The sequence below is a fragment of the Neptunicoccus cionae genome, assembly GCF_014643735.1.
Classification (GTDB): domain Bacteria; phylum Pseudomonadota; class Alphaproteobacteria; order Rhodobacterales; family Rhodobacteraceae; genus Amylibacter; species Amylibacter cionae.
Genome location: NZ_BMKA01000003.1, coordinates 218,227 through 237,292, shown reverse-complemented (window position 1 = coordinate 237,292; position 19,066 = coordinate 218,227). Strand labels below are relative to the sequence as shown.

Below are 19,066 nucleotides of genomic sequence, written 5' to 3'. Positions count from 1 at the left end.
ATGCCCAACAGCAAGCCGTAAGCCATTGATCTTTACAGCCTGATCCTGTTGGTTGCACCCAACAACGATAGGCGCTGACATGTCCCAGATTTTCACCGGCAATTTCACCCAGCAGGAACCGCTCCCCGAAGAGAGCATAGAGGCCGCAGTTGCAGTGATGCGGCACGGGCGGTTGCACCGCTATAACCTCTCGGACGGGGAAAAAGGCGAAACCGCGCTTCTGGAGGAGGAATTTGCCGCTTTCACTGGCGCGAAGTACTGTCTGGCGGTGGCCTCGGGGGGCTATGCGCTGGCCGCTGCCTTGCGCGCGGCAGGGGTTCAGGCGGGGGATGTGGTGTTGACCAACGCCTTCACGCTCGCCCCTGTGCCGGGCGCGATTGCAAATGCGGGCGGCACGCCGGTTTTTGTCGAGGTGACGGATGATCTGGTGATGGACCTGGACGATCTGAAAGCAAAGATTGCACAGACCAACGCGCGTTACCTGATGCTGAGCCATATGCGCGGGCATATTGTGGATATGGACGCGTTGATGCAGATTTGCGACCGTGCGGGCGTTAAAGTGGTCGAGGATTGCGCCCATACGATGGGGGCGGCGTGGAACGGGGTTCCAAGTGGCCGACACGGGGTGGCAGGGTGCTATTCCACCCAAACCTTTAAACATCTGAACTCGGGCGAGGGCGGCTTTCTGGTGACAGATGATGCCGAGCTTGCCGCCCGCGCAATCATGCTGTCGGGCTCCTATATGCTGTTTGAACGGCACACGGCAGGACCTCCGCCGGAGGTATTCGCCCAGATCAAGCTGGAAACGCCAAACTGTTCGGGGCGGATGGACAACCTGCGCGCCGCGATCCTGCGGCCCCAATTGCGCAAGCTGCCGGACCAATGCGCGGCGTGGAATGCGCGGTATCAACGGGTTGAGGCAGGATTGGCCAACACCCCCGGTGTAAAAGTGATCGAACGGCCCGAGGCTGAATCCTATGTGATGTCGTCCTTTCAGTTCCTCTGCCCCGACTTCACCTCCACGCAGATGATTGATCTGCAAAAGCGCACGGCGGCGCGCGGGGTGGAGCTGAAATGGTTCGGGGCTGATACGCCTGTTGGGTTCACCTCGCGCCATGACAGTTGGCAATATGTGGCGGCGCAGACTCTGCCGCAGACGGACCGGATACTTGCGGGGCTGATGGACATGCGATTGCCGCTGACCTTCTCTCTGGAAGATTGTGATTTGATTGCACAGATCATCCGCGAAGAAGTCGGGATCCTGCATCAGGCTGGCTAGCCCGAGCTCCCCGACAACTCCTTCCCGACACCCGCCTCTTCTTGGGTCAAATATCCAATTCCGCCCCCGCCACGGGCAGGGGGCTCTCAGGTCATTCTATTCTGACTGGACAAAACGGGATACCGCTCCTATTGTGTGAACAAGTGTTCAATTAATAAGCCGACCTGATGGCGGCCAACGATCTGGGAGTTCGTATGTTCACCTCTTCAATGAATTTCGCCTGTGGCGAGGAAATCGAAGCCCTGCGCGATATGGTGCACCGCTGGGCGCAGGAACGGGTTGCCCCGATGGCTGCGGAAATCGACCAAAAGAATGTGTTTCCTGCGGAGCTGTGGAAAGAGATGGGCGATCTCGGACTGCTCGGCATCACGGTTAAGGAAGAATATGGCGGCGTTGATATGGGGTATCTCGCCCATACCATCGCGGTGGAAGAAATCGCGCGGGCTTCGGCCAGCGTGTCGTTGTCTTATGGCGCCCATTCCAACCTGTGTGTGAACCAGATCCATCTGAACGGAACCGAGGAGCAAAAGAAAAAGTACCTCCCCGGCCTGATCTCTGGCGAACATGTGGGTGCGCTGGCCATGTCCGAAGCGGGGGCAGGCTCTGACGTTGTGTCCATGAAGCTGAAGGCGGAAAAGAAGAACGGATATTACACGCTGAACGGGACGAAATACTGGATCACCAACGGACCGGATGCGGATACGCTGGTGGTTTATGCCAAAACCGATCCTGACGCTGGCCCCAAAGGCATGACTGCTTTCCTGATCGAAAAGGAAATGACCGGATTTTCCACCAGCGCCCATTTTGATAAACTGGGGATGCGCGGGTCCAACACAGCCGAACTGGTGTTTGATGATGTGGAAGTGCCGTTTGAGAATATTCTTGGCGAAGAGGGCAAGGGCGTTAACGTATTGATGTCCGGTCTGGATTACGAACGGGTGGTTCTGTCTGGTATCGGTGTGGGGACGATGCACGCTGTATTGGACCACATCATGCCCTATATGGTGGAGCGTAAGCAGTTCGGCCAAAGCATCGGCAACTTCCAACTGATGCAGGGTAAGATTGCGGATATTTACACGGCGATGAACTCTGCGCGGGCCTATGTCTATGCGGTTGCCTCTGCTTGTGATCGTGGTGAAGTGACCCGCCAGGATGCTGCGGCTTGTGTGCTATATGCCTCTGAAAAGGCGATGGAAGTTGCGACTCAAGGGGTGCAGGCCATGGGCGGAGCGGGGTTCCTGAACGACAGCCCGCTCAGCCGGATCATGCGCGATGCCAAACTGATGGAAATCGGCGCAGGCACGTCGGAAATCCGCCGGATGCTGTGCGGCCGCGAACTGATGAAGCTGCAGGAAGCCTGATGCTATCCGCGCGGGTCATAGCTGTTTGCCTTTTGTCTGTGGCGGCCCTGCCTGCCGCAGCGCAGGAGTCTTCGGTGCAGACCCGCGTCTTGGCTTGCTTGTCAGGGATGGAGCAGGGGCAGACAAGCTGGCCTGAGTGTCGCCGTCTGCTGTTCTACCCGTGCGAGACATTTCCCGTCGGGGGTGAGGATCACCTGACTTGTCTGGCAGAACAGAAAGCAGACTGGCGTGCGCATCTGGATGCAACCACCCTGACCCTGAACGAGCGTCTAACGGCCGAAGGGTCTGGCCAGCTAACCGATCTTTTGGGACAGTGGTTTGGCTATGTGGGCAATAAGTGCAACGCTGTCGCTGCCGAAAAAGCCGACATCAGCGCGGATGCGGCGCGGCTTGGCTGTGAGATCAGCGAGTTTGCCGGATTGTCCACCGAATTTGACAGTTGCTTGCAGGGAAACTCTACCTCCCCCTATTGTATAGTGCAGGAGAAATAGCATGTCTGGCAAACCCCCGACCGTTAAACCTTTGAAGGACGCGATTGCTACGGTTATTGCCCAGCAGCGGGCGTATGAAGAAAAGCGCCCGACCCGTTTGGGCAAAGGCACCGAATGGGCGACCTCGCTGGTGGGGCCGGTGATCGGGCGGTTCGTCAAGCCGGAATGGGTGCGCATGGCGGTGGATGCCTCGGATGCTTCCGCCGGTTTCACATTGCCAGCGATGGATCACGATACCAGCGATCCTGCCGCCTGCTCTGCCGCCGCAATTCGTGTGCAGGGTTGGGCGCAAGGGTTGAATGCCTCGTCGGGTTTTGCAGCAGGTGTCTGGGGCGCGGCGGGACTGGCCGTGGATGTGCCTGCCACGCTGGTACTGGCGGCACGCACGGTTCGCGCCACGGGTGCGGCCTATGGATTTAGCGATGACAGCGAAGAAGAACGCGCCTTTCGCCTGATGGTTATGGAAGTGGCCAGCAGTGGCGCATCGGACAACCGCGACGAAACCTTAAAGCGGATCAACAAGGCGGCGAAGGTCCTGTCTGATCCCGCTGTGCGCAAGGCGATGGACAGCTCGCTTGATTGGGTTGGCGCGAAAGTTGTCGACAGGATCGCCCGACAGCTTGGCGTTTCCCTTGCCGGACGCAAGGCAGGGCAGGTAGTGCCTGTGGTCGGCGGTCTGGTCGGCGCAACCGTGAACGCAAGTTTTCAAACCGACGTGGCCCGCGCGGCCCGTTATGCCTATTCGCTGCGCTGGATGATGGAGCGTAAACTCCTGCCAGCGCCGCAAGACAACAGTAAGGACACCGTATAATGGAAGCCAAGGAAACCCATCTGGCGCTGCTGGATCAGATTGCACAGGCCGCACAAGCCGCTGCCCTTGGCGGTGGCGAGAAAAGCCGCGAGCGTCATGTGTCCCGTGGCAAGATGCTACCGCGCGAGCGGGTGGCGAACCTGCTTGATCCCGGCTCGCCGTTTCTGGAGATCGGTGCAACAGCCGCCCACAACATGTACGACGGTGCCGCGCCCTGTGCCGGAGTGATCGCCGGTGTTGGTCAGGTGCAGGGCCGTCAGGTCATGGTGGTGTGCAACGATGCCACCGTTAAGGGCGGCACCTATTATCCGATGACGGTGAAAAAACACCTGCGCGCACAGGAAATCGCCGAGGAAAACCACCTGCCGTGCGTTTATCTGGTGGACAGCGGCGGGGCAAATCTGCCCAACCAGGACGAAGTCTTTCCCGACCGAGACCATTTCGGGCGCATCTTCTTCAATCAGGCGAATATGTCCGCCAAGGGCATCGCGCAGATTGCGGTTGTGATGGGGTCTTGTACCGCAGGCGGGGCCTATGTGCCTGCCATGTCCGATGTGTCGATTATCGTGAAGGAGCAGGGCACGATTTTTCTGGCTGGTCCGCCACTGGTCAAGGCCGCAACTGGCGAGGTGATCAGCGCCGAAGAACTGGGCGGCGGTGATGTTCACACCCGCTTGTCCGGTGTTGCGGATTATTTGGCCGATGATGATGCCCATGCGCTCGCACTTGCGCGTCAGGCGGTGGGGGCGCTTGCGCCGCCAGTAAAGGCAACCATTGCGGAAAAACCCGCCGTGGCGCCGCAGTTTGATCCTGAAACCATACTGGATGTGGTGCCAGCGGACCTCAAAACCCCCTATGACATCCGCGATGTGATCGCGCGGATCGTAGACGGCTCGGTCTTTGACGAATTCAAAGCCCGCTTTGGCACCACGCTGATCTGCGGGTTCGCCCACATCGAAGGCATGCCCTGCGGGATTATCGCCAACAACGGCATCCTGTTTTCCGAAAGTGCGCAGAAGGGTGCGCATTTTGTAGAGCTGTGCTCCCAGCGCAAGGTGCCGCTGATCTTCCTCCAAAACATCACCGGCTTTATGGTGGGGAAAAAGGCCGAAGCCGAAGGCATTGCACGTCACGGCGCGAAACTGGTGACTGCCGTTGCGACGACCTCTGTGCCCAAGATCACCATGGTGGTCGGTGGTTCATTTGGGGCGGGCAACTACGGTATGGCGGGGCGGGCCTATTCGCCGCGCTTCATGTGGTCCTGGCCCAACAGCCGCATTTCCGTCATGGGCGGCGAACAGGCCGCTGGCGTTCTTGCTACCGTCAAACGGGACGGCATGGAACGGCGCGGCGAATGCTGGAGCGCAGACGAAGAGGCGGCCTTCAAAAAGCCGACCCTTGATATGTTTGAGGAACAAAGCCACCCGCTCTATGCCTCGGCGCGGTTGTGGGATGACGGGGTGATCGACCCGCGCAAATCCCGCGATGTCCTGGCGCTGTCTCTGCGGGCCTGTCTCGACAAACCGATTGAGGACACCCGCTTTGGCGTCTTCCGCATGTAGTTGGATGCAATGAATTTTGGCGCGGGGTCTGCCTGCGCTCTGACCAGAAAAATCGCCTGCGCCGGATGTAGCGGGCAAACACCGGAGACCTGTCGGGATGTTTAACAAAATACTCATAGCCAATCGGGGCGAGATTGCCTGCCGTGTGATGGAAACCTGCCGCAAAATGGGCGTCGCCACTGTGGCGGTCTATTCCGATGCGGATGCCACCGCGCGCCATGTGGCAATGGCGGACGAAGCCGTGCGGCTGGGGCCAGCCCCTGTGGCGCAAAGCTATCTGCGGGGCGATGCGATCATTCAGGCAGCCCTTGATACCGGCGCACAGGCGGTGCATCCGGGGTATGGATTCTTGTCGGAAAACCCCGATTTTGCGCAAAAACTGGCGGACGCGGGACTGGTCTTTATCGGCCCAAGCGCGGAGGCGATAAAGGCGATGGGGCTGAAAGATGCGGCCAAGGCGCTGATGGAAGAAGCAGGCGTTCCGGTGGTTCCGGGCTATCATGGTGACAATCAGGATGACGGGTTTCTGGCAGAACAGGCCGAGTCCATCGGCTATCCGGTTCTGATCAAAGCGGTAGCAGGGGGCGGCGGCAAAGGTATGCGTCTGGTCGAAGAGGCCAAGCATTTCGCTGATGAACTGTCCTCCGCCCGCTCCGAAGCGGCCACCGCCTTTGGCAATTCGGATGTATTGGTGGAAAAATTTGTCCAGAACCCCCGTCACATTGAAATTCAGGTCTTTGGCGACAATCACGGCAATGCGGTGCATCTGTATGAGCGGGATTGCTCGCTCCAGCGCCGTCACCAGAAGGTGATCGAAGAAGCCCCAGCGCCCGATATGCCCGAAGCTGTGCGCAACGCAATGGGCGCGGCGGCGGTACGTGCGGCCAAGGCGATTGGGTATTCCGGTGCGGGGACCATCGAATTTATCGTGGACGGCTCCGGCCCGCTGCGCGAGGACGGCTTCTGGTTCATGGAGATGAACACCCGCTTGCAGGTGGAACACCCCGTGACCGAGGCGATCACCGGCCAGGATCTGGTAGAATGGCAACTGCGGGTGGCAAGCAACGAACCGCTGCCAAAGACACAAGACGACCTGACGATCAACGGCTGGGCGTTTGAGGCACGGATTTACGCCGAGGATGCCGCGCGGGGGTTCCTGCCGTCCATCGGAACGCTGACCCATCTGGCGTTCCCAGCCACGGCGCGGGCAGATACCGGCGTGCGGGCAGGGGATGCGATTACGCCCCATTACGATCCGATGATTGCCAAGCTGGTGGTTCACGGCGCAACCCGTGCGCAGGCGCTCGGGAAGTTGGAACAGGCGCTGGCCCGTACCGAAGTTGCGGGCTGTGTGACGAACCTTGCCTTTCTCGGTGCGTTGACGCGGCACGAAGATTTCGCAGCAGGACGTGTGGATACCGGCCTGATCGCGCGGGATCAGGAGGCATTGGTGGCAGAGGAAGACCCAACGCCGCAAATGTGGGCGGTGGCTGCGGCTAAGGCGGCTGGTCTGGATGGGATCGCGCCGCAAAGCGGCTTCACCCTTTGGGAATCGCTGGCGCGGACTGTTCCGCTCGACCATAAATCGGGGTCGATGGACGTTGTTCTACGGGCCTCCGACAACGGTAAAGTAAACTGTACTGTGGATGGTCAAGTGTTCGAGGTTGAAACACGGGATGTTTGGCGTGTGGACGGCGTGAAACAGGACACCCGCGTTGTGGCCCACGCTGGCGGGATCAGCCTGTTTGGCGCGCAAACCCACCATTTCACCCTGCGCAATCTGTTGGAACGGGGTGCGAGCGATGAACAGGGGGCAGGCACAATTCTGGCTCCTATGCCCGGCACTGTGAAAGCGGTAATGGTCGCAGCGGGTGATAGTGTGACCAAAGGGGATACGCTGGCGATCCTTGAGGCGATGAAGATGGAACACCGCATGACCGCACCGTTTGACGGTATCGTGGCCGAAGTACCCGTGTCCGCGGGCGGGCAGGTGACAGACGGCGCCTTGCTGATCCGTATGGAAGACCCCGAAGAAGGTGCCGCATGAGCAATCGCGCCGAAATATTCGAGGTCGGCCCCCGCGATGGGTTGCAAAACGAAAAGACCATGATCGCCACCGCCGATAAGGTGAAGCTGGTGGATATGCTGTCAGTCTGCGGGTTTTCAAGGATCGAAGTCGCAAGCTTCGTTTCCCCGAAATGGGTGCCACAAATGGCCGACAGCGCAGATGTGCTGGCTGGCATCACCCGCGCGGCAGGCTGCCGCTACGCCGCACTGACGCCGAATATGCGCGGCTTTGACGGAGCGGTCGCAGCCAAAGCAGACGAAATCGCGATTTTCGCATCTGCGTCAGAAGGGTTCAGTCAGGCCAATATCAATTGTTCCGTAGCTGAAAGCATTGAGCGCTTTGTTCCGGTGGCAGAGGCGGCGCAGGCGGCAGGGCTTCCGGTGCGGGGGTATATTTCCTGCGTGACCGATTGTCCTTTTGACGGCGCCACCCCGCCGGAGAAAGTCGCCGAAGTCGCGCGATTGCTGGGGGATCTGGGCTGCTATGAAATCAGCCTTGGCGATACCATCGGTCAGGCCACGCCCGAGACCATTACAACGATGTTAAAGGCGGTTTTGGCAGAGGTTTCAACCGGACAGCTCGCCGGACATTACCATGATACGGCAGGCAGGGCGCTGGACAACATCCGCGCCTCGCTGGAGCTGGGGGTCATGGTGTTCGACGCTTCGGCTGGTGGTTTGGGGGGGTGCCCTTATGCACCCGGCGCATCCGGTAATGTCGCCACAGAGGCGGTTGCAGCAGTGTTGAACGATGCCGGATATGATACAGGCCTAGATCTTGATGCACTGGCCAAGGCGGCGGAATTTGCTCGAACTTTGAGGACTTAACGTGTTTGAAACTATTTCCCTGAATACTGATTCCCGTGGTGTGACGACACTGACGCTGGCACGGGCGGACAAACATAACGCGATGAACGCGCAGATGATCCGCGAGTTGACGCAGGCGGCGGAACGGATCGGGCAGGACACCAACACCCGCGTGGTGGTTCTGGCCGCAGAAGGGCGCAGTTTTTGTGCCGGTGGCGATCTTGGCTGGATGAAGGAACAAATGGCCGCAACCGCAGAGCAGCGGGCGGCGGGTGCGCGGGAACTGGCAGGTATGCTCGGCGCGCTGAATACGCTGCCCAAACCGTTGATCGGTCGGGTGCAAGGGCAGGCCTTTGGCGGGGGCATCGGGATGATGTCGGTCTGTGACATCGCAATCGGTGTGCCTGATGTGAAGTTCGGGCTGACGGAAACACGTCTGGGTCTGATTCCGGCGACAATCTCGCCTTATGTGATCAAACGCATGGGCGAACCTATGGCGCGGCGCGTGATGATGTCAGCGCGACTGTTTGAAAGTGCCGAGGCACAAGAACTCGGCCTGCTGGCCCGTGTGGTTGACGCAGACGCACTGGACACCGCGATTGAGGCTGAAGTGAAACCCTACTTCTCCGTTGCACCCCGCGCGGTTGAGAAAACCAAACGATTGATCCGCGGGCAGGGCGGTGAGATAAGTCAGGCGCAGGTAGAAGACAGCATCAAGGCGCTGGTAGAAGCTTGGGAGGATTCCGAGGCCACAGACGGGATCAACGCCTTCTTCGCCAAAGAGAAAGCACCTTGGGCCAGCTGATCCGGTTGCGCTGCGTTGAAACCTGACCTCGGCCTCACCGTTCGGAGGCGATGTCTGGCGCAGTTTCCAGAATTTCCAGATCGGCCAGCCAACTGGTGGGAAGGGCGCCTGCGTAAAGGTCGCGCATATAGGTGTATTGATGGGACAGCTCGTGAATCATCTTGCGGCGCTGTTCAGGGCCGAGAGGCATCTTGACCGATACATTGCGGGACCGTTCAAATTCCCCAGGGAGCGGCGTAATCCCCAAGAAATGGCAGAGCCGGTCAATTGCATCTTGTGTGAACAAGTTTTCGTAGAAATCGAAATGCAGGTTTTCTGCCGGAAATACCGCCCGAAGATTGCGCATTGCCGTCACATAATCATAGCGCTCGCGGTAAAGTGGCCTCTCAAACACGCCGTCGATTTTGGCTTCGAGCTGCTCCAGCGTTTCAAACTTCTCTGAAAACCGCATTTGCGACCACAACCTGTCGGCGGGATTGCGCAGCAGGAATATAATCTTGGTGGACGGATACTCCCGCCGGATCAGTTCCAGTTCGTCCCGATCCAAAGCGCAATAGGCCGGTGTGATCTCTCCGAAAACCTGTTCGTTTTTCACACGGCGGCGGAAAAAACGGCGGTATGCGCCAATATCGCGCCCCATCCTGATCCGGTCCCGCAACGCCACAGCGCCTTTTGCGGGAAGGTCGGGATTGGCCTGCAGTTCAGCCTCTCGCGCCTTCAACTTTTTACGAAACATGGAAATCGGCCACTTGTCGTCGCGCGTGCGCGTCCCCCAGAAGTGCATTTCCTTTATCGGAGAAAAATACACTTCCGGATGATCCCGCAGATAAAATGACAGCCACGTCGTGCCAGCTTTTTGTGCGCCAACACCGAGAAAAAAGGTGCGGCCTTTCAGAATTGCGAGTTTTTCGGCCAAATTAGGGCTCTTTTCCTGCTGGAGACTTGCCAAAAAGGCTACGCAATCGCCAAGATGGGGACAAGGCAAATTCATCCCGCCCCCGTATGGCCGCACAAGCGACGGAACAATCGGCACTTTCTTTGGGTTCAGGCCGCAATTCCGGCGGACCCTTGGTTGACCTTGGTTCAGGGCAGGGATAGTTAATCGATGCCGACAACCAGATTTGCGCGAAGGAGTCGCCTATGGAAGACCTGCTCAGAGAATACCTGCCGATTTTGGTGTTTCTGGGGATAGCTGCGGGCCTTGGACTCGTGCTGATCCTTGCGGCGTTTATCATTGCCATCCGAAACCCCGATGCCGAAAAGACTTCGGCCTATGAATGCGGGTTCAACGCATTTGACGATGCGCGTATGAAATTCGATATCCGGTTCTATCTGGTGTCCATCCTGTTTATCATTTTTGATCTGGAAGTTGCCTTCCTTTTCCCATGGGCCGCCTCTTTCAAGGATGTTGGCGTTCTGGGGTTCTGGTCGATGATGGTGTTCCTGGGCGTCCTGACAATCGGCTTTGCGTATGAGTGGAAAAAAGGAGCACTGGAATGGGAGTGAGCACAACTGCCAACACCGCTGGTGTGGATAAAGAGGTCGTTACCCGCGCCCTGAATGAAGAATTGCAGGACAAGGGGTTCTTGCTAACCTCGACCGATGACATCATCAACTGGGCGCGCACAGGGTCGCTGCACTGGATGACTTTCGGTCTGGCCTGTTGCGCGGTCGAAATGATGCACACCGCCATGCCGCGATATGATATGGAACGCTTCGGCACTGCGCCCCGCGCATCCCCCCGCCAGTCTGATCTGATGATCGTTGCAGGTACGCTGACCAACAAAATGGCACCTGCGCTGCGCAAGGTTTACGACCAGATGCCCGAACCCCGCTATGTGATCTCTATGGGGTCCTGTGCGAATGGTGGCGGGTATTACCACTATAGTTATTCCGTGGTGCGGGGCTGTGACCGGATCGTTCCGGTTGATGTTTACGTTCCAGGTTGCCCGCCATCCGCAGAAGCACTGCTTTATGGCATCCTGCAACTGCAACGCAAAATCCGCCGCACCGGCACAATCGTTCGCTAAGCTGCGAAAGGAAGACGCTCTTATGACAGAGGCTCTTACAGAACTGGGCACCGCACTGGCCGCTGGCCGCAGCGATGCTGTGCTGGCCACCGAAGTGACCAAAACCGGCGAGCTGGTGGTGCATGTATCTGCCGCTTCCCTGCCGGACTTTGTGGAATTCATCAAAACCGAAAGCAACGCGCGGTTCTCTACGTTGGTGGATATCACCGCAGTGGACTATCCCGGTCGCGACAAACGGTTTGAGGTGGTTTACCACTTTCTGTCCATGTACACGAACCAGCGCATTCGCGTGAAAGCGGCCGTACATGTGGACGAAGTGGTGCCTTCCATCACCTCCGTTCACCCCTCGGCGGACTGGTTTGAACGGGAAGTGTTTGATATGTACGGGATCATGTTCTCGGGGCATCCGGACCTGCGCCGCCTGCTGACAGATTATGGTTTCCGCGGTTATCCGCTCCGCAAGGATTTCCCGACAACCGGCTACACCGAACTGCGTTACGACGAGGTGGAGAAGCGGGTTGTTTACGAACCGGTAAGCCTTGTTCAGGAATACCGCCAGTTCGATTTCATGTCCCCGTGGGAGGGTGCGGAATACATCCTGCCCGGTGACGAGAAGAAAGAAGAGGCTGCGAAATGATGGACGGCACCTTTAACGACGCCCAAACCGGCGAGCAGCGCATCCGGAATTTCAATATCAACTTCGGACCGCAGCACCCTGCGGCCCACGGCGTTTTGCGTCTGGTGCTGGAGCTGGACGGCGAGATTGTAGAGCGTTGCGACCCTCACGTTGGTCTGCTGCACCGTGGCACCGAAAAGCTGATGGAAAGCCGGACCTACCTGCAAAACCTGCCGTATTTTGATCGGCTGGATTATGTGGCGCCGATGAATCAGGAACACACCTGGTGTCTGGCGATCGAAAAGCTGACAGGGGTTGAAGTGCCCCGCCGTGCCAGCCTGATCCGCGTACTATTCTCTGAAATTGGTCGTATTCTCAATCACTTGATGAACGTGACTACTCAGGCGATGGATGTTGGCGCACTGACGCCACCGCTCTGGGGTTTTGAAGAGCGTGAAAAGCTGATGATCTTCTACGAGCGGGCTTGTGGTGCGCGCTTGCACGCCGCCTATTTCCGCCCTGGTGGGGTGCATCAGGACCTGCCGCAAGATCTGATTGATGACATCGGAACTTGGGCCACGGCCTTTCCGGCGATCTTGAAAGACATCGAAAATCTGCTGACCGAAAACCGTATTTTCAAACAGCGGAACGTCGATATTGCCGTTGTCAGCCAGCAAGAGGCGCTCGACTGGGGTTTCTCTGGTGTGATGGTGCGTGGCTCTGGCATGGCGTGGGATTTGCGCCGTTCGCAGCCTTACGAATGCTACGACGAGATGGATTTCCAGATTCCGGTCGGGACCAACGGGGACTGTTATGACCGTTACCTCTGCCGGATGCAGGAAATGCTGGAAAGCATCAAAATCATCCACCAGTGTATCGACAAGCTGAATGCCGAAGGGCCGGGCGATGTTCTGGCACGGGGTAAGATCACGCCACCCAAACGGGCGGAGATGAAAACCTCGATGGAAGCGCTGATCCACCACTTCAAGCTGTATACCGAAGGGTTCCACGTTCCCGAGGGTGAGGTTTACGCCTGTGTTGAAGCGCCCAAGGGCGAGTTCGGCGTCTACCTTGTTTCAGATGGCAGCAACAAACCTTACAAAGCCAAGATCCGAGCGCCAGGATATTTGCATCTTGCCGCTATGGACCACATATCCAAAGGCCACCAACTTGCTGATGTTGCGGCCATTATCGGAACACTTGATATCGTTTTCGGAGAGATTGACCGCTAATGCTACGCCGTCTGCACCACGAACAACCCGACAGTTTTGCCTTCACGCCCCTGAACCAGAAATGGGCCGAAGCGCAGATGACCAAATTCCCCGAAGGCCGTCAGGCCAGCGCCGTGATCCCACTGTTGTGGCGGGTTCAAGAGCAAGAGGGCTGGATTTCCCAACCTGCGCTTGAAGCCGTGGCTGACATGCTGGGCATGGCCTATATCCGCGTGCTGGAAGTTGCGACTTTTTACTTTATGTTTCAGCTGCAACCTGTTGGCTCCGTTGCGCATTTTCAGGTTTGCGGGACCACATCCTGCATGATCTGCGGCGCGGAAGATTTGATTGGCGTCTGTAAGGAAAAGATCGCAGCGCAACCTCATGCGATTTCTGCGGACGGCAAATTCAGCTGGGAAGAAGTTGAATGTCTGGGCGCCTGCGCCAACGCGCCGATGGTTCAAATCGGTAAGGACTTTTACGAGGATCTGACAACCGAACGGTTTGCCGAGATCATCGAAGAGTTTTCCGCCGGTAAGGTCCCGACACCTGGCCCCCAAAACGGTCGCTACGCGGCGGAGCCTCTGGGTGGTGCGACGGTTCTGAAAGACTATGAAGCGGGTCGCGCGGAACATAACGCCTCTGTCGGGCTCGCGACAAATATTGGTGACACGGTGAAGCGTATTCAGGGGGACGAGGTTCCGATCCTGACGCCTTGGCTGGACAGTGGCAAAAAGAAAGCCACAGCTAAAAAGGCCAAACCTGCGGCAAAAGACGGTGTTTCGGCAACGCCCAAGCACACCAGTAGCGCACCCAAAGGCGCTACCAAATCCGAGACGGAAGCAGAGCGGAGCAAAGGCAAGCCCAAGGTCACAACCGCTGCAAAAGCCGCTGAAGAAGAGGCACCGGCTGTGGCCAGTTCCTCCGGTGTTGCCAAGGTTGCGGAAAAGAAACCACGCACTTTGAAAGCGCCGCGCAAGGCAGGGGCCGATGATCTGAAACTGATCAAAGGTGTCGGGCCAAAGCTGGAGGCAACTCTGAACGACTTGGGGTTCTATCACTTCGACCAGATTGCCAAATGGGGCCCTGAAGAGGTGTCTTGGGTCGATGCGCGTTTGAAGTTCAAAGGCCGGATCGAACGGGACGGCTGGATTGCCCACGCGAGCGAGCTTGCAGGGACCAAAGGTAAAAGCTCCGACAGCTAACCGTCGGAGACAACAGCTTAAACCTGACCGTCAGGGCGGGTGTGGTAAAGTCGTTCGGCTTTGCTAGTATGAAAGGAAGACCGATTGGCCAAAAACCAACCTGATCCGGCGTCCGCGCAAATACGGATCGCATCTATCGTCATAATCGTGACGATGGTGATATGGATGGGGGCCAGTTGGATAGGCGGGATGATCGGACTGCCGACGCGCTTTGCGTTTCTGTTCGATTTCGCCGCTTTGGCCGCGTTCTTCTGGGCGCTGGTTGTTTTGTATCAAGCCTGGCGCAAACGCCAGAACATGAAGGATTAGACGATGCTCGCTGATCAGGACCGCATCTTTACAAATATTTACGGTATGCACGAGCGCACGCTCAAAGGCGCGCAGCAGCGTGGCCATTGGGATGGCACGGCCAGTATCATCAAGAAAGGCCGCGACTGGATCATCGACGAGATGAAGAAATCCGGCCTGCGCGGACGGGGCGGGGCGGGCTTTCCGACGGGTCTGAAGTGGTCCTTCATGCCCAAAGAAAGCGATGGTCGTCCGTCCTATCTGGTGATCAACGCCGATGAATCAGAGCCGGGCACCTGTAAAGACCGCGAGATCATGCGCCATGATCCCCACACATTGATCGAAGGTGCGCTGATCGCCAGTTTCGCGATGAATGCGAACACTTGCTACATCTATATCCGTGGTGAATTCATCCGCGAACGCGAAGCCCTGCAAGCGGCCATCGACGAAGCATATGATGCGGGTTTGCTTGGCAAAAACGCTGCAAAATCCGGTTGGGACTTCGATTTGTTTCTTTCCCACGGGGCGGGTGCCTATATCTGTGGCGAAGAAACCGCGCTGCTTGAAAGCCTTGAAGGCAAAAAAGGCATGCCGCGCATGAAGCCACCGTTCCCTGCGGGCGCGGGTCTTTATGGCTGTCCGACCACTGTGAACAACGTGGAATCCATTGCTGTAGTGCCAACCATCTTGCGCCGTGGTGCGGAATGGTTCACCGGCTTTGGCCGTCCGAACAACGCGGGCACCAAGCTGTTTGCGTTTTCCGGGCATGTGAACAACCCTTGTGTGGTGGAGGACGCCATGTCCACACCGCTGCGCGAGCTGATCGACCGTCACTGCGGCGGCGTTCGGGGCGGTTGGGACAACCTGAAAGCAGTTATTCCGGGGGGCGCGTCTGTGCCGCTGCTGCCAAAAGACATGTGCGACGAAGCGATCATGGATTTTGACTGGCTGCGGGAGCAACGTTCCGGTCTTGGGACGGCTGCGGTGATCGTGATGGATCAGAACACCGATGTGATCAAAGCGATCTGGCGGTTGTCTGCCTTCTACAAACACGAATCCTGCGGGCAGTGCACACCGTGCCGTGAAGGCACCGGCTGGATGATGCGGGTCATGGATCGGCTGGTCAAAGGAGAAGCAGAGGTCGAGGAAATCGACATGCTGCTGGACGTGACCAAGCAGGTCGAGGGACACACAATCTGCGCGCTCGGCGATGCTGCGGCGTGGCCAATTCAGGGCCTGATCCGTCACTTCCGCGATGAAATCGAGGACCGCATCAAACACAAACGCACAGGCCGCGTCAGCGCGGTTGCTGCGGAATAAGACAAACGCTTTTGACACGCGCTCCGGACATCGGGGCGCGTTTTTCGCTTGGCGAAAGCAATATTTCGCCCCTGTAACACGCTGTGAACGGCGTGTTATTGCATAACACCCCCCATCGCACCATCTATTCGCCTGAGCATTGGCCCGATCCATCGGGCAAGACAGGAGACTATTATGCGTATTCTACTCACCGCCGTGCTGACCGGCATGATGGCGACAACCGCTATGGCGAATCCTCCCTTGCGGGAGGTAAAGCAGATCAACGATGGATTGCTCTATGTAGGGCTGGCTGATGAAATCCGCAAAAACTGTGACAGTATTTCCGGTCGTATCTTCAAGGGGATAGGGCGCCTTCGTGCGATCCATAAATCGGCACAGGACATGGGTTACACCAAAGATGAGATCGAGACATTTGTCGACAGCCGCGCTGAAAAGAACCGGCTGAAGGCGCGGGGCAAAGCCTATTTGAAAGCGAATGGTGCGCGCCTTGAGGACAAGGCGTCCATGTGTGCGCTTGGGCGCAAGGAGATTGCCAAGGGCAGTCCGATCGGCACGCTGCTTTACGAAAATTAACCAAGTTAAATACTCGGATATTTGACCGCTTTCGCAAGGGTTTCCGTTTCAGGGCTGCTATGGCTTTGAAATGGAACTTTGTGACTTTTTTACCCCCTAAATTGCTTTTCTTTGGTTGAGGCCCGCGCCAAGCTGCGGTATCTGGCAGTACGGCGGTGTTAGACCGCTGTTACTCAAAAGTAAGCCCAGAGCGCGTCGCGCTCGATTTGGGAGGCGGCATGACCGATTTGCGCAAAATCATCATCGACGATACCGAAGTAGAAGTGGATGGCGCGATGACGCTGATCCAAGCCTGCGAAGTAGCTGGCGTCGAAATTCCCCGGTTTTGTTATCACGAAAGACTGACCATCGCTGGCAACTGCCGTATGTGTCTTGTCGAAGTTGTCGGCGGCCCGCCCAAACCTGCGGCCTCCTGTGCTATGCAGGTGCGCGATTTGCGCCCCGGACCGGAAGGTCAGGCGCCTGTGGTGAAGACCAAATCGCCCATGGTTAAAAAGGCCCGCGAAGGGGTCATGGAATTTCTGTTGATCAACCACCCGCTCGATTGCCCGATTTGCGATCAGGGCGGTGAGTGTGACTTGCAGGATCAGGCAATGGCCTACGGGGTGGATTTCTCCCGTTTCCGCGAAGCCAAGCGTGCTGTGGATGATTTGGATCTGGGCCCGCTTGTCGATACCCAGATGACCCGTTGTATTTCCTGCACCCGCTGCGTGCGTTTCACTAGCGAAGTTGCCGGTATCACCCAGATGGGCCAAACCGGTCGCGGCGAAGATGCCGAAATTACAAGCTACCTGAACCAGACGCTCGATTCGGAATTGCAGGGCAATATCATTGATCTGTGTCCCGTTGGGGCGCTGACGTCCAAGCCGTATGCCTTCACCGCCCGTCCTTGGGAGCTGAAGAAAACCGAAACCATCGATGTGATGGATGCGCTTGGCTCTAACATTCGTGTGGACACCAAAGGTCGCGAAGTGATGCGTATTTTGCCGCGCAACCATGATGGTGTGAACGAAGAATGGCTGTCTGACAAATCCCGCTTTGTGTGGGATGGTCTGCGCCGCCAGCGTCTCGACCGGCCGTATGTGCGGATTGATGGTAAGCTGAAGCCTGCAACTTGGGATGAGGCGTTCGCCGCGATCAAGACCGCTGTTGAAGGTAAATCCGTTGCCGGTCTGATCGGCGATCTGGTTAGCACGGAAGCTGCGTTTGCGCTGAAATCCCTGATCACTGCTATGGGCGGTGAAGTGGATTGCCGTGTTGATGGGGCCAAGCTGCCAGCGGGCAACCGTTCGGGCTATGTTGGAACCGGTACAATCGAAGATATCGACAGCGCGGAGATGATCCAGCTGATCGGCACCAATCCACGGGCCGAAGCTCCTGTGCTGAACGCGCGTCTGCGCAAGGCATGGATGCGCGGTGCGGATATCGGTCTGGTGGGCGAAGCGGTTGATCTGACCTATGACTATGCACACGCTGGTACGGATGTGTCGGATCTGGCGGGTCTGCTGGATGGCGACCACGGAGAAGTGCAGGACAAGCCGTCGCTTATCATCATCGGGCAGGGTGCCTTGCAGGGTGACAATGGCGCGGATGTTCTGGCAGCAGCTATGGCGCTGGCCGAGAAAACCAACTCCAAATTCATGGTATTGCACACGGCCGCTGGTCGCGTGGGTGCGATGGATCTGGGCTGCACTAGCGAAGAGGGGCCAGAGGCTCTCGTCTCGCGTGCAGATGTGGTGTTCAACCTTGGCGTTGATGAAACCGAGATCGCAGCCGGTCCGTTCGTGGTCTATCAGGGCAGTCATGGGGATCGTGGGGCGCACCGCGCTGATGTGATCCTGCCGGGTGCGGCCTACACCGAAGAAAGCGGCATCTTTGTGAATACCGAAGGTCGCCCCCAAATGACTCTGCGCGCCGGTTTTGCACCGGGCGATGCGCGGGAAAACTGGGCGATCCTGCGGGCATTGTCCGCAGAGTTGGGTCACACGCTGCCATTTGACAGCCTTGCAGCGCTTCGCACCGCGATGATGGGCGAAGTTCCCCATCTTGGCGCAATTGATCAGGTGCCTGAAAACGACTGGCAGGCTGTTTCAGGCAAGGCGCTTGGCAAAGGTGCGCTGGTTAATGCGATTTCAGAGCATTATCAAACCAACCCGATCGCCCGCGCCAGTCAGGTGATGGCCGAACTTACCGCCAATGCAGCAGCACGGCGTGCTGGCAAGCTGGCGGCGGAGTAACGGGTGAAAGCGGCACTGCTCATATCCACTTGCGCGGCTCTGGCTGCCTGCACAACCGGAGAGACTCCGGCTGTGGAGAGTGATATCGTGCCGGAATACGGGACAGTTCAGACCAAACTGCTGGAAGGCGATCTGGTCAGCTTTGATGTAAACATGCGTGGTGCGGCGTCGGACAAAGATGTTCTGGCGTTCACCGATTGCGTTGCGGCACAATATGCGTTGATCCGCGGCAGCGGGTTCGCCCGCAGGGTGCGCAATGATGTGGACCATCAGCGCGGCAACTGGATCGGGCAGGGGGTTTATACCCTGTCATCCGCCCACCCGGGCGGTCGTTACGTTATAGATGCAGAAGTTACGGCAGCCGACTGCCGAGCTAACAACATTCCGATGGTTTAAGAGGCGG

Annotated in this window: 19 protein-coding genes; 18 read left to right on the top strand and 1 reads right to left on the bottom strand. The window is 57.8% G+C overall.

What is annotated here, in order from left to right; all coding sequences use genetic code 11:
- Positions 1 to 79 precede the first annotated feature (79 nt).
- The 8 genes from IEX10_RS12000 (at position 80) to IEX10_RS11965 (ending at position 9,183) form a co-directional block, all read left to right on the top strand.
- Complete coding sequence (locus IEX10_RS12000; protein ID WP_188675457.1) at positions 80 to 1,279, top strand: DegT/DnrJ/EryC1/StrS family aminotransferase; 1,200 nt, start codon at positions 80 to 82, stop codon at positions 1,277 to 1,279.
- Between the two features lie 194 nt (positions 1,280 to 1,473).
- Positions 1,474 to 2,640 carry an isovaleryl-CoA dehydrogenase gene (locus IEX10_RS11995; protein ID WP_188675454.1) on the top strand — a complete coding sequence of 389 codons (1,167 nt, stop codon included), beginning with the start codon at positions 1,474 to 1,476 and terminating at the stop codon, positions 2,638 to 2,640.
- Positions 2,640 to 3,131 (top strand): hypothetical protein, encoded by a 492-nt coding sequence (locus tag IEX10_RS11990; protein WP_188675451.1) that lies wholly within the window; start codon positions 2,640 to 2,642, stop codon positions 3,129 to 3,131. Before IEX10_RS11995 ends, IEX10_RS11990 begins: the two co-directional genes overlap by 1 nt.
- A gap of 1 nt (position 3,132) precedes the next feature.
- On the top strand, positions 3,133 to 3,942 hold the full coding sequence (locus tag IEX10_RS11985) for an EcsC family protein (protein WP_188675448.1): 810 nt from the start codon (positions 3,133 to 3,135) through the stop codon (positions 3,940 to 3,942).
- Complete coding sequence (locus IEX10_RS11980; RefSeq protein ID WP_188675445.1) at positions 3,942 to 5,504, top strand: carboxyl transferase domain-containing protein; 1,563 nt, start codon at positions 3,942 to 3,944, stop codon at positions 5,502 to 5,504. Before IEX10_RS11985 ends, IEX10_RS11980 begins: the two co-directional genes overlap by 1 nt.
- A gap of 97 nt (positions 5,505 to 5,601) precedes the next feature.
- Positions 5,602 to 7,551 carry an acetyl/propionyl/methylcrotonyl-CoA carboxylase subunit alpha gene (locus IEX10_RS11975; RefSeq protein WP_188675442.1) on the top strand — a complete coding sequence of 650 codons (1,950 nt, stop codon included), beginning with the start codon at positions 5,602 to 5,604 and terminating at the stop codon, positions 7,549 to 7,551.
- Positions 7,548 to 8,399 carry a hydroxymethylglutaryl-CoA lyase gene (locus IEX10_RS11970; protein WP_188675439.1) on the top strand — a complete coding sequence of 284 codons (852 nt, stop codon included), beginning with the start codon at positions 7,548 to 7,550 and terminating at the stop codon, positions 8,397 to 8,399. The genes IEX10_RS11975 and IEX10_RS11970 overlap by 4 nt, the downstream gene beginning before the upstream one ends.
- Position 8,400: 1 nt before the next feature.
- Positions 8,401 to 9,183, top strand: a complete 783-nt coding sequence (locus IEX10_RS11965) for a crotonase/enoyl-CoA hydratase family protein (protein ID WP_188675436.1) — start codon at positions 8,401 to 8,403, stop codon at positions 9,181 to 9,183.
- Positions 9,184 to 9,217: 34 nt separating this feature from the next.
- Here IEX10_RS11965 and IEX10_RS11960 read toward each other — a convergent pair whose 3' ends face one another.
- Entirely contained in the window at positions 9,218 to 10,099 is an 882-nt protein-coding gene (locus tag IEX10_RS11960; protein WP_188675433.1) for a sulfotransferase, read from the bottom strand.
- Between the two features lie 224 nt (positions 10,100 to 10,323).
- On the opposite strand from IEX10_RS11960, the gene IEX10_RS11955 reads away from it, so the two are divergent.
- The 10 genes from IEX10_RS11955 to IEX10_RS11910 all read left to right on the top strand — a co-directional run bounded on the left by IEX10_RS11955 (position 10,324) and on the right by IEX10_RS11910 (position 19,059).
- Positions 10,324 to 10,689, top strand: a complete 366-nt coding sequence (locus IEX10_RS11955; protein ID WP_188675430.1) for an NADH-quinone oxidoreductase subunit A — start codon at positions 10,324 to 10,326, stop codon at positions 10,687 to 10,689.
- Positions 10,680 to 11,213: a NuoB/complex I 20 kDa subunit family protein gene (locus tag IEX10_RS11950; protein WP_069299717.1), complete on the top strand. Its 534-nt coding sequence runs from the start codon at positions 10,680 to 10,682 to the stop codon at positions 11,211 to 11,213. The genes IEX10_RS11955 and IEX10_RS11950 overlap by 10 nt, the downstream gene beginning before the upstream one ends.
- A gap of 22 nt (positions 11,214 to 11,235) precedes the next feature.
- Complete coding sequence (locus IEX10_RS11945) at positions 11,236 to 11,850, top strand: NADH-quinone oxidoreductase subunit C (protein WP_188675428.1); 615 nt, start codon at positions 11,236 to 11,238, stop codon at positions 11,848 to 11,850.
- A complete protein-coding gene (locus IEX10_RS11940) occupies positions 11,850 to 13,061 on the top strand; it encodes an NADH-quinone oxidoreductase subunit D (RefSeq protein WP_188676414.1) in 1,212 nt (403 codons plus the stop codon). Before IEX10_RS11945 ends, IEX10_RS11940 begins: the two co-directional genes overlap by 1 nt.
- Positions 13,061 to 14,245, top strand: a complete 1,185-nt coding sequence (locus tag IEX10_RS11935) for an NADH-quinone oxidoreductase subunit E (protein WP_188675426.1) — start codon at positions 13,061 to 13,063, stop codon at positions 14,243 to 14,245. Before IEX10_RS11940 ends, IEX10_RS11935 begins: the two co-directional genes overlap by 1 nt.
- 84 nt (positions 14,246 to 14,329) lie before the next feature.
- Positions 14,330 to 14,554, top strand: coding sequence for a DUF5337 family protein (locus IEX10_RS11930; protein ID WP_188675423.1), 225 nt, complete (start codon positions 14,330 to 14,332; stop codon positions 14,552 to 14,554).
- A 3-nt stretch (positions 14,555 to 14,557) separates the two neighbouring features.
- Positions 14,558 to 15,853, top strand: coding sequence for an NADH-quinone oxidoreductase subunit NuoF (nuoF, locus tag IEX10_RS11925; RefSeq protein WP_188675420.1), 1,296 nt, complete (start codon positions 14,558 to 14,560; stop codon positions 15,851 to 15,853).
- 174 nt (positions 15,854 to 16,027) lie between these two features.
- The gene (locus IEX10_RS11920; RefSeq protein WP_188675417.1) at positions 16,028 to 16,426 is read left to right on the top strand and encodes a DUF5333 domain-containing protein; all 399 of its coding nucleotides are present in this window, start codon (positions 16,028 to 16,030) and stop codon (positions 16,424 to 16,426) included.
- A gap of 218 nt (positions 16,427 to 16,644) precedes the next feature.
- Positions 16,645 to 18,663: an NADH-quinone oxidoreductase subunit NuoG gene (gene nuoG, locus IEX10_RS11915; RefSeq protein WP_188675413.1), complete on the top strand. Its 2,019-nt coding sequence runs from the start codon at positions 16,645 to 16,647 to the stop codon at positions 18,661 to 18,663.
- 3 nt (positions 18,664 to 18,666) lie between these two features.
- The gene (locus tag IEX10_RS11910) at positions 18,667 to 19,059 is read left to right on the top strand and encodes a YNQ4 family lipoprotein (protein WP_188675410.1); all 393 of its coding nucleotides are present in this window, start codon (positions 18,667 to 18,669) and stop codon (positions 19,057 to 19,059) included.
- The last annotated feature ends 7 nt before the right edge of the window (positions 19,060 to 19,066 follow it).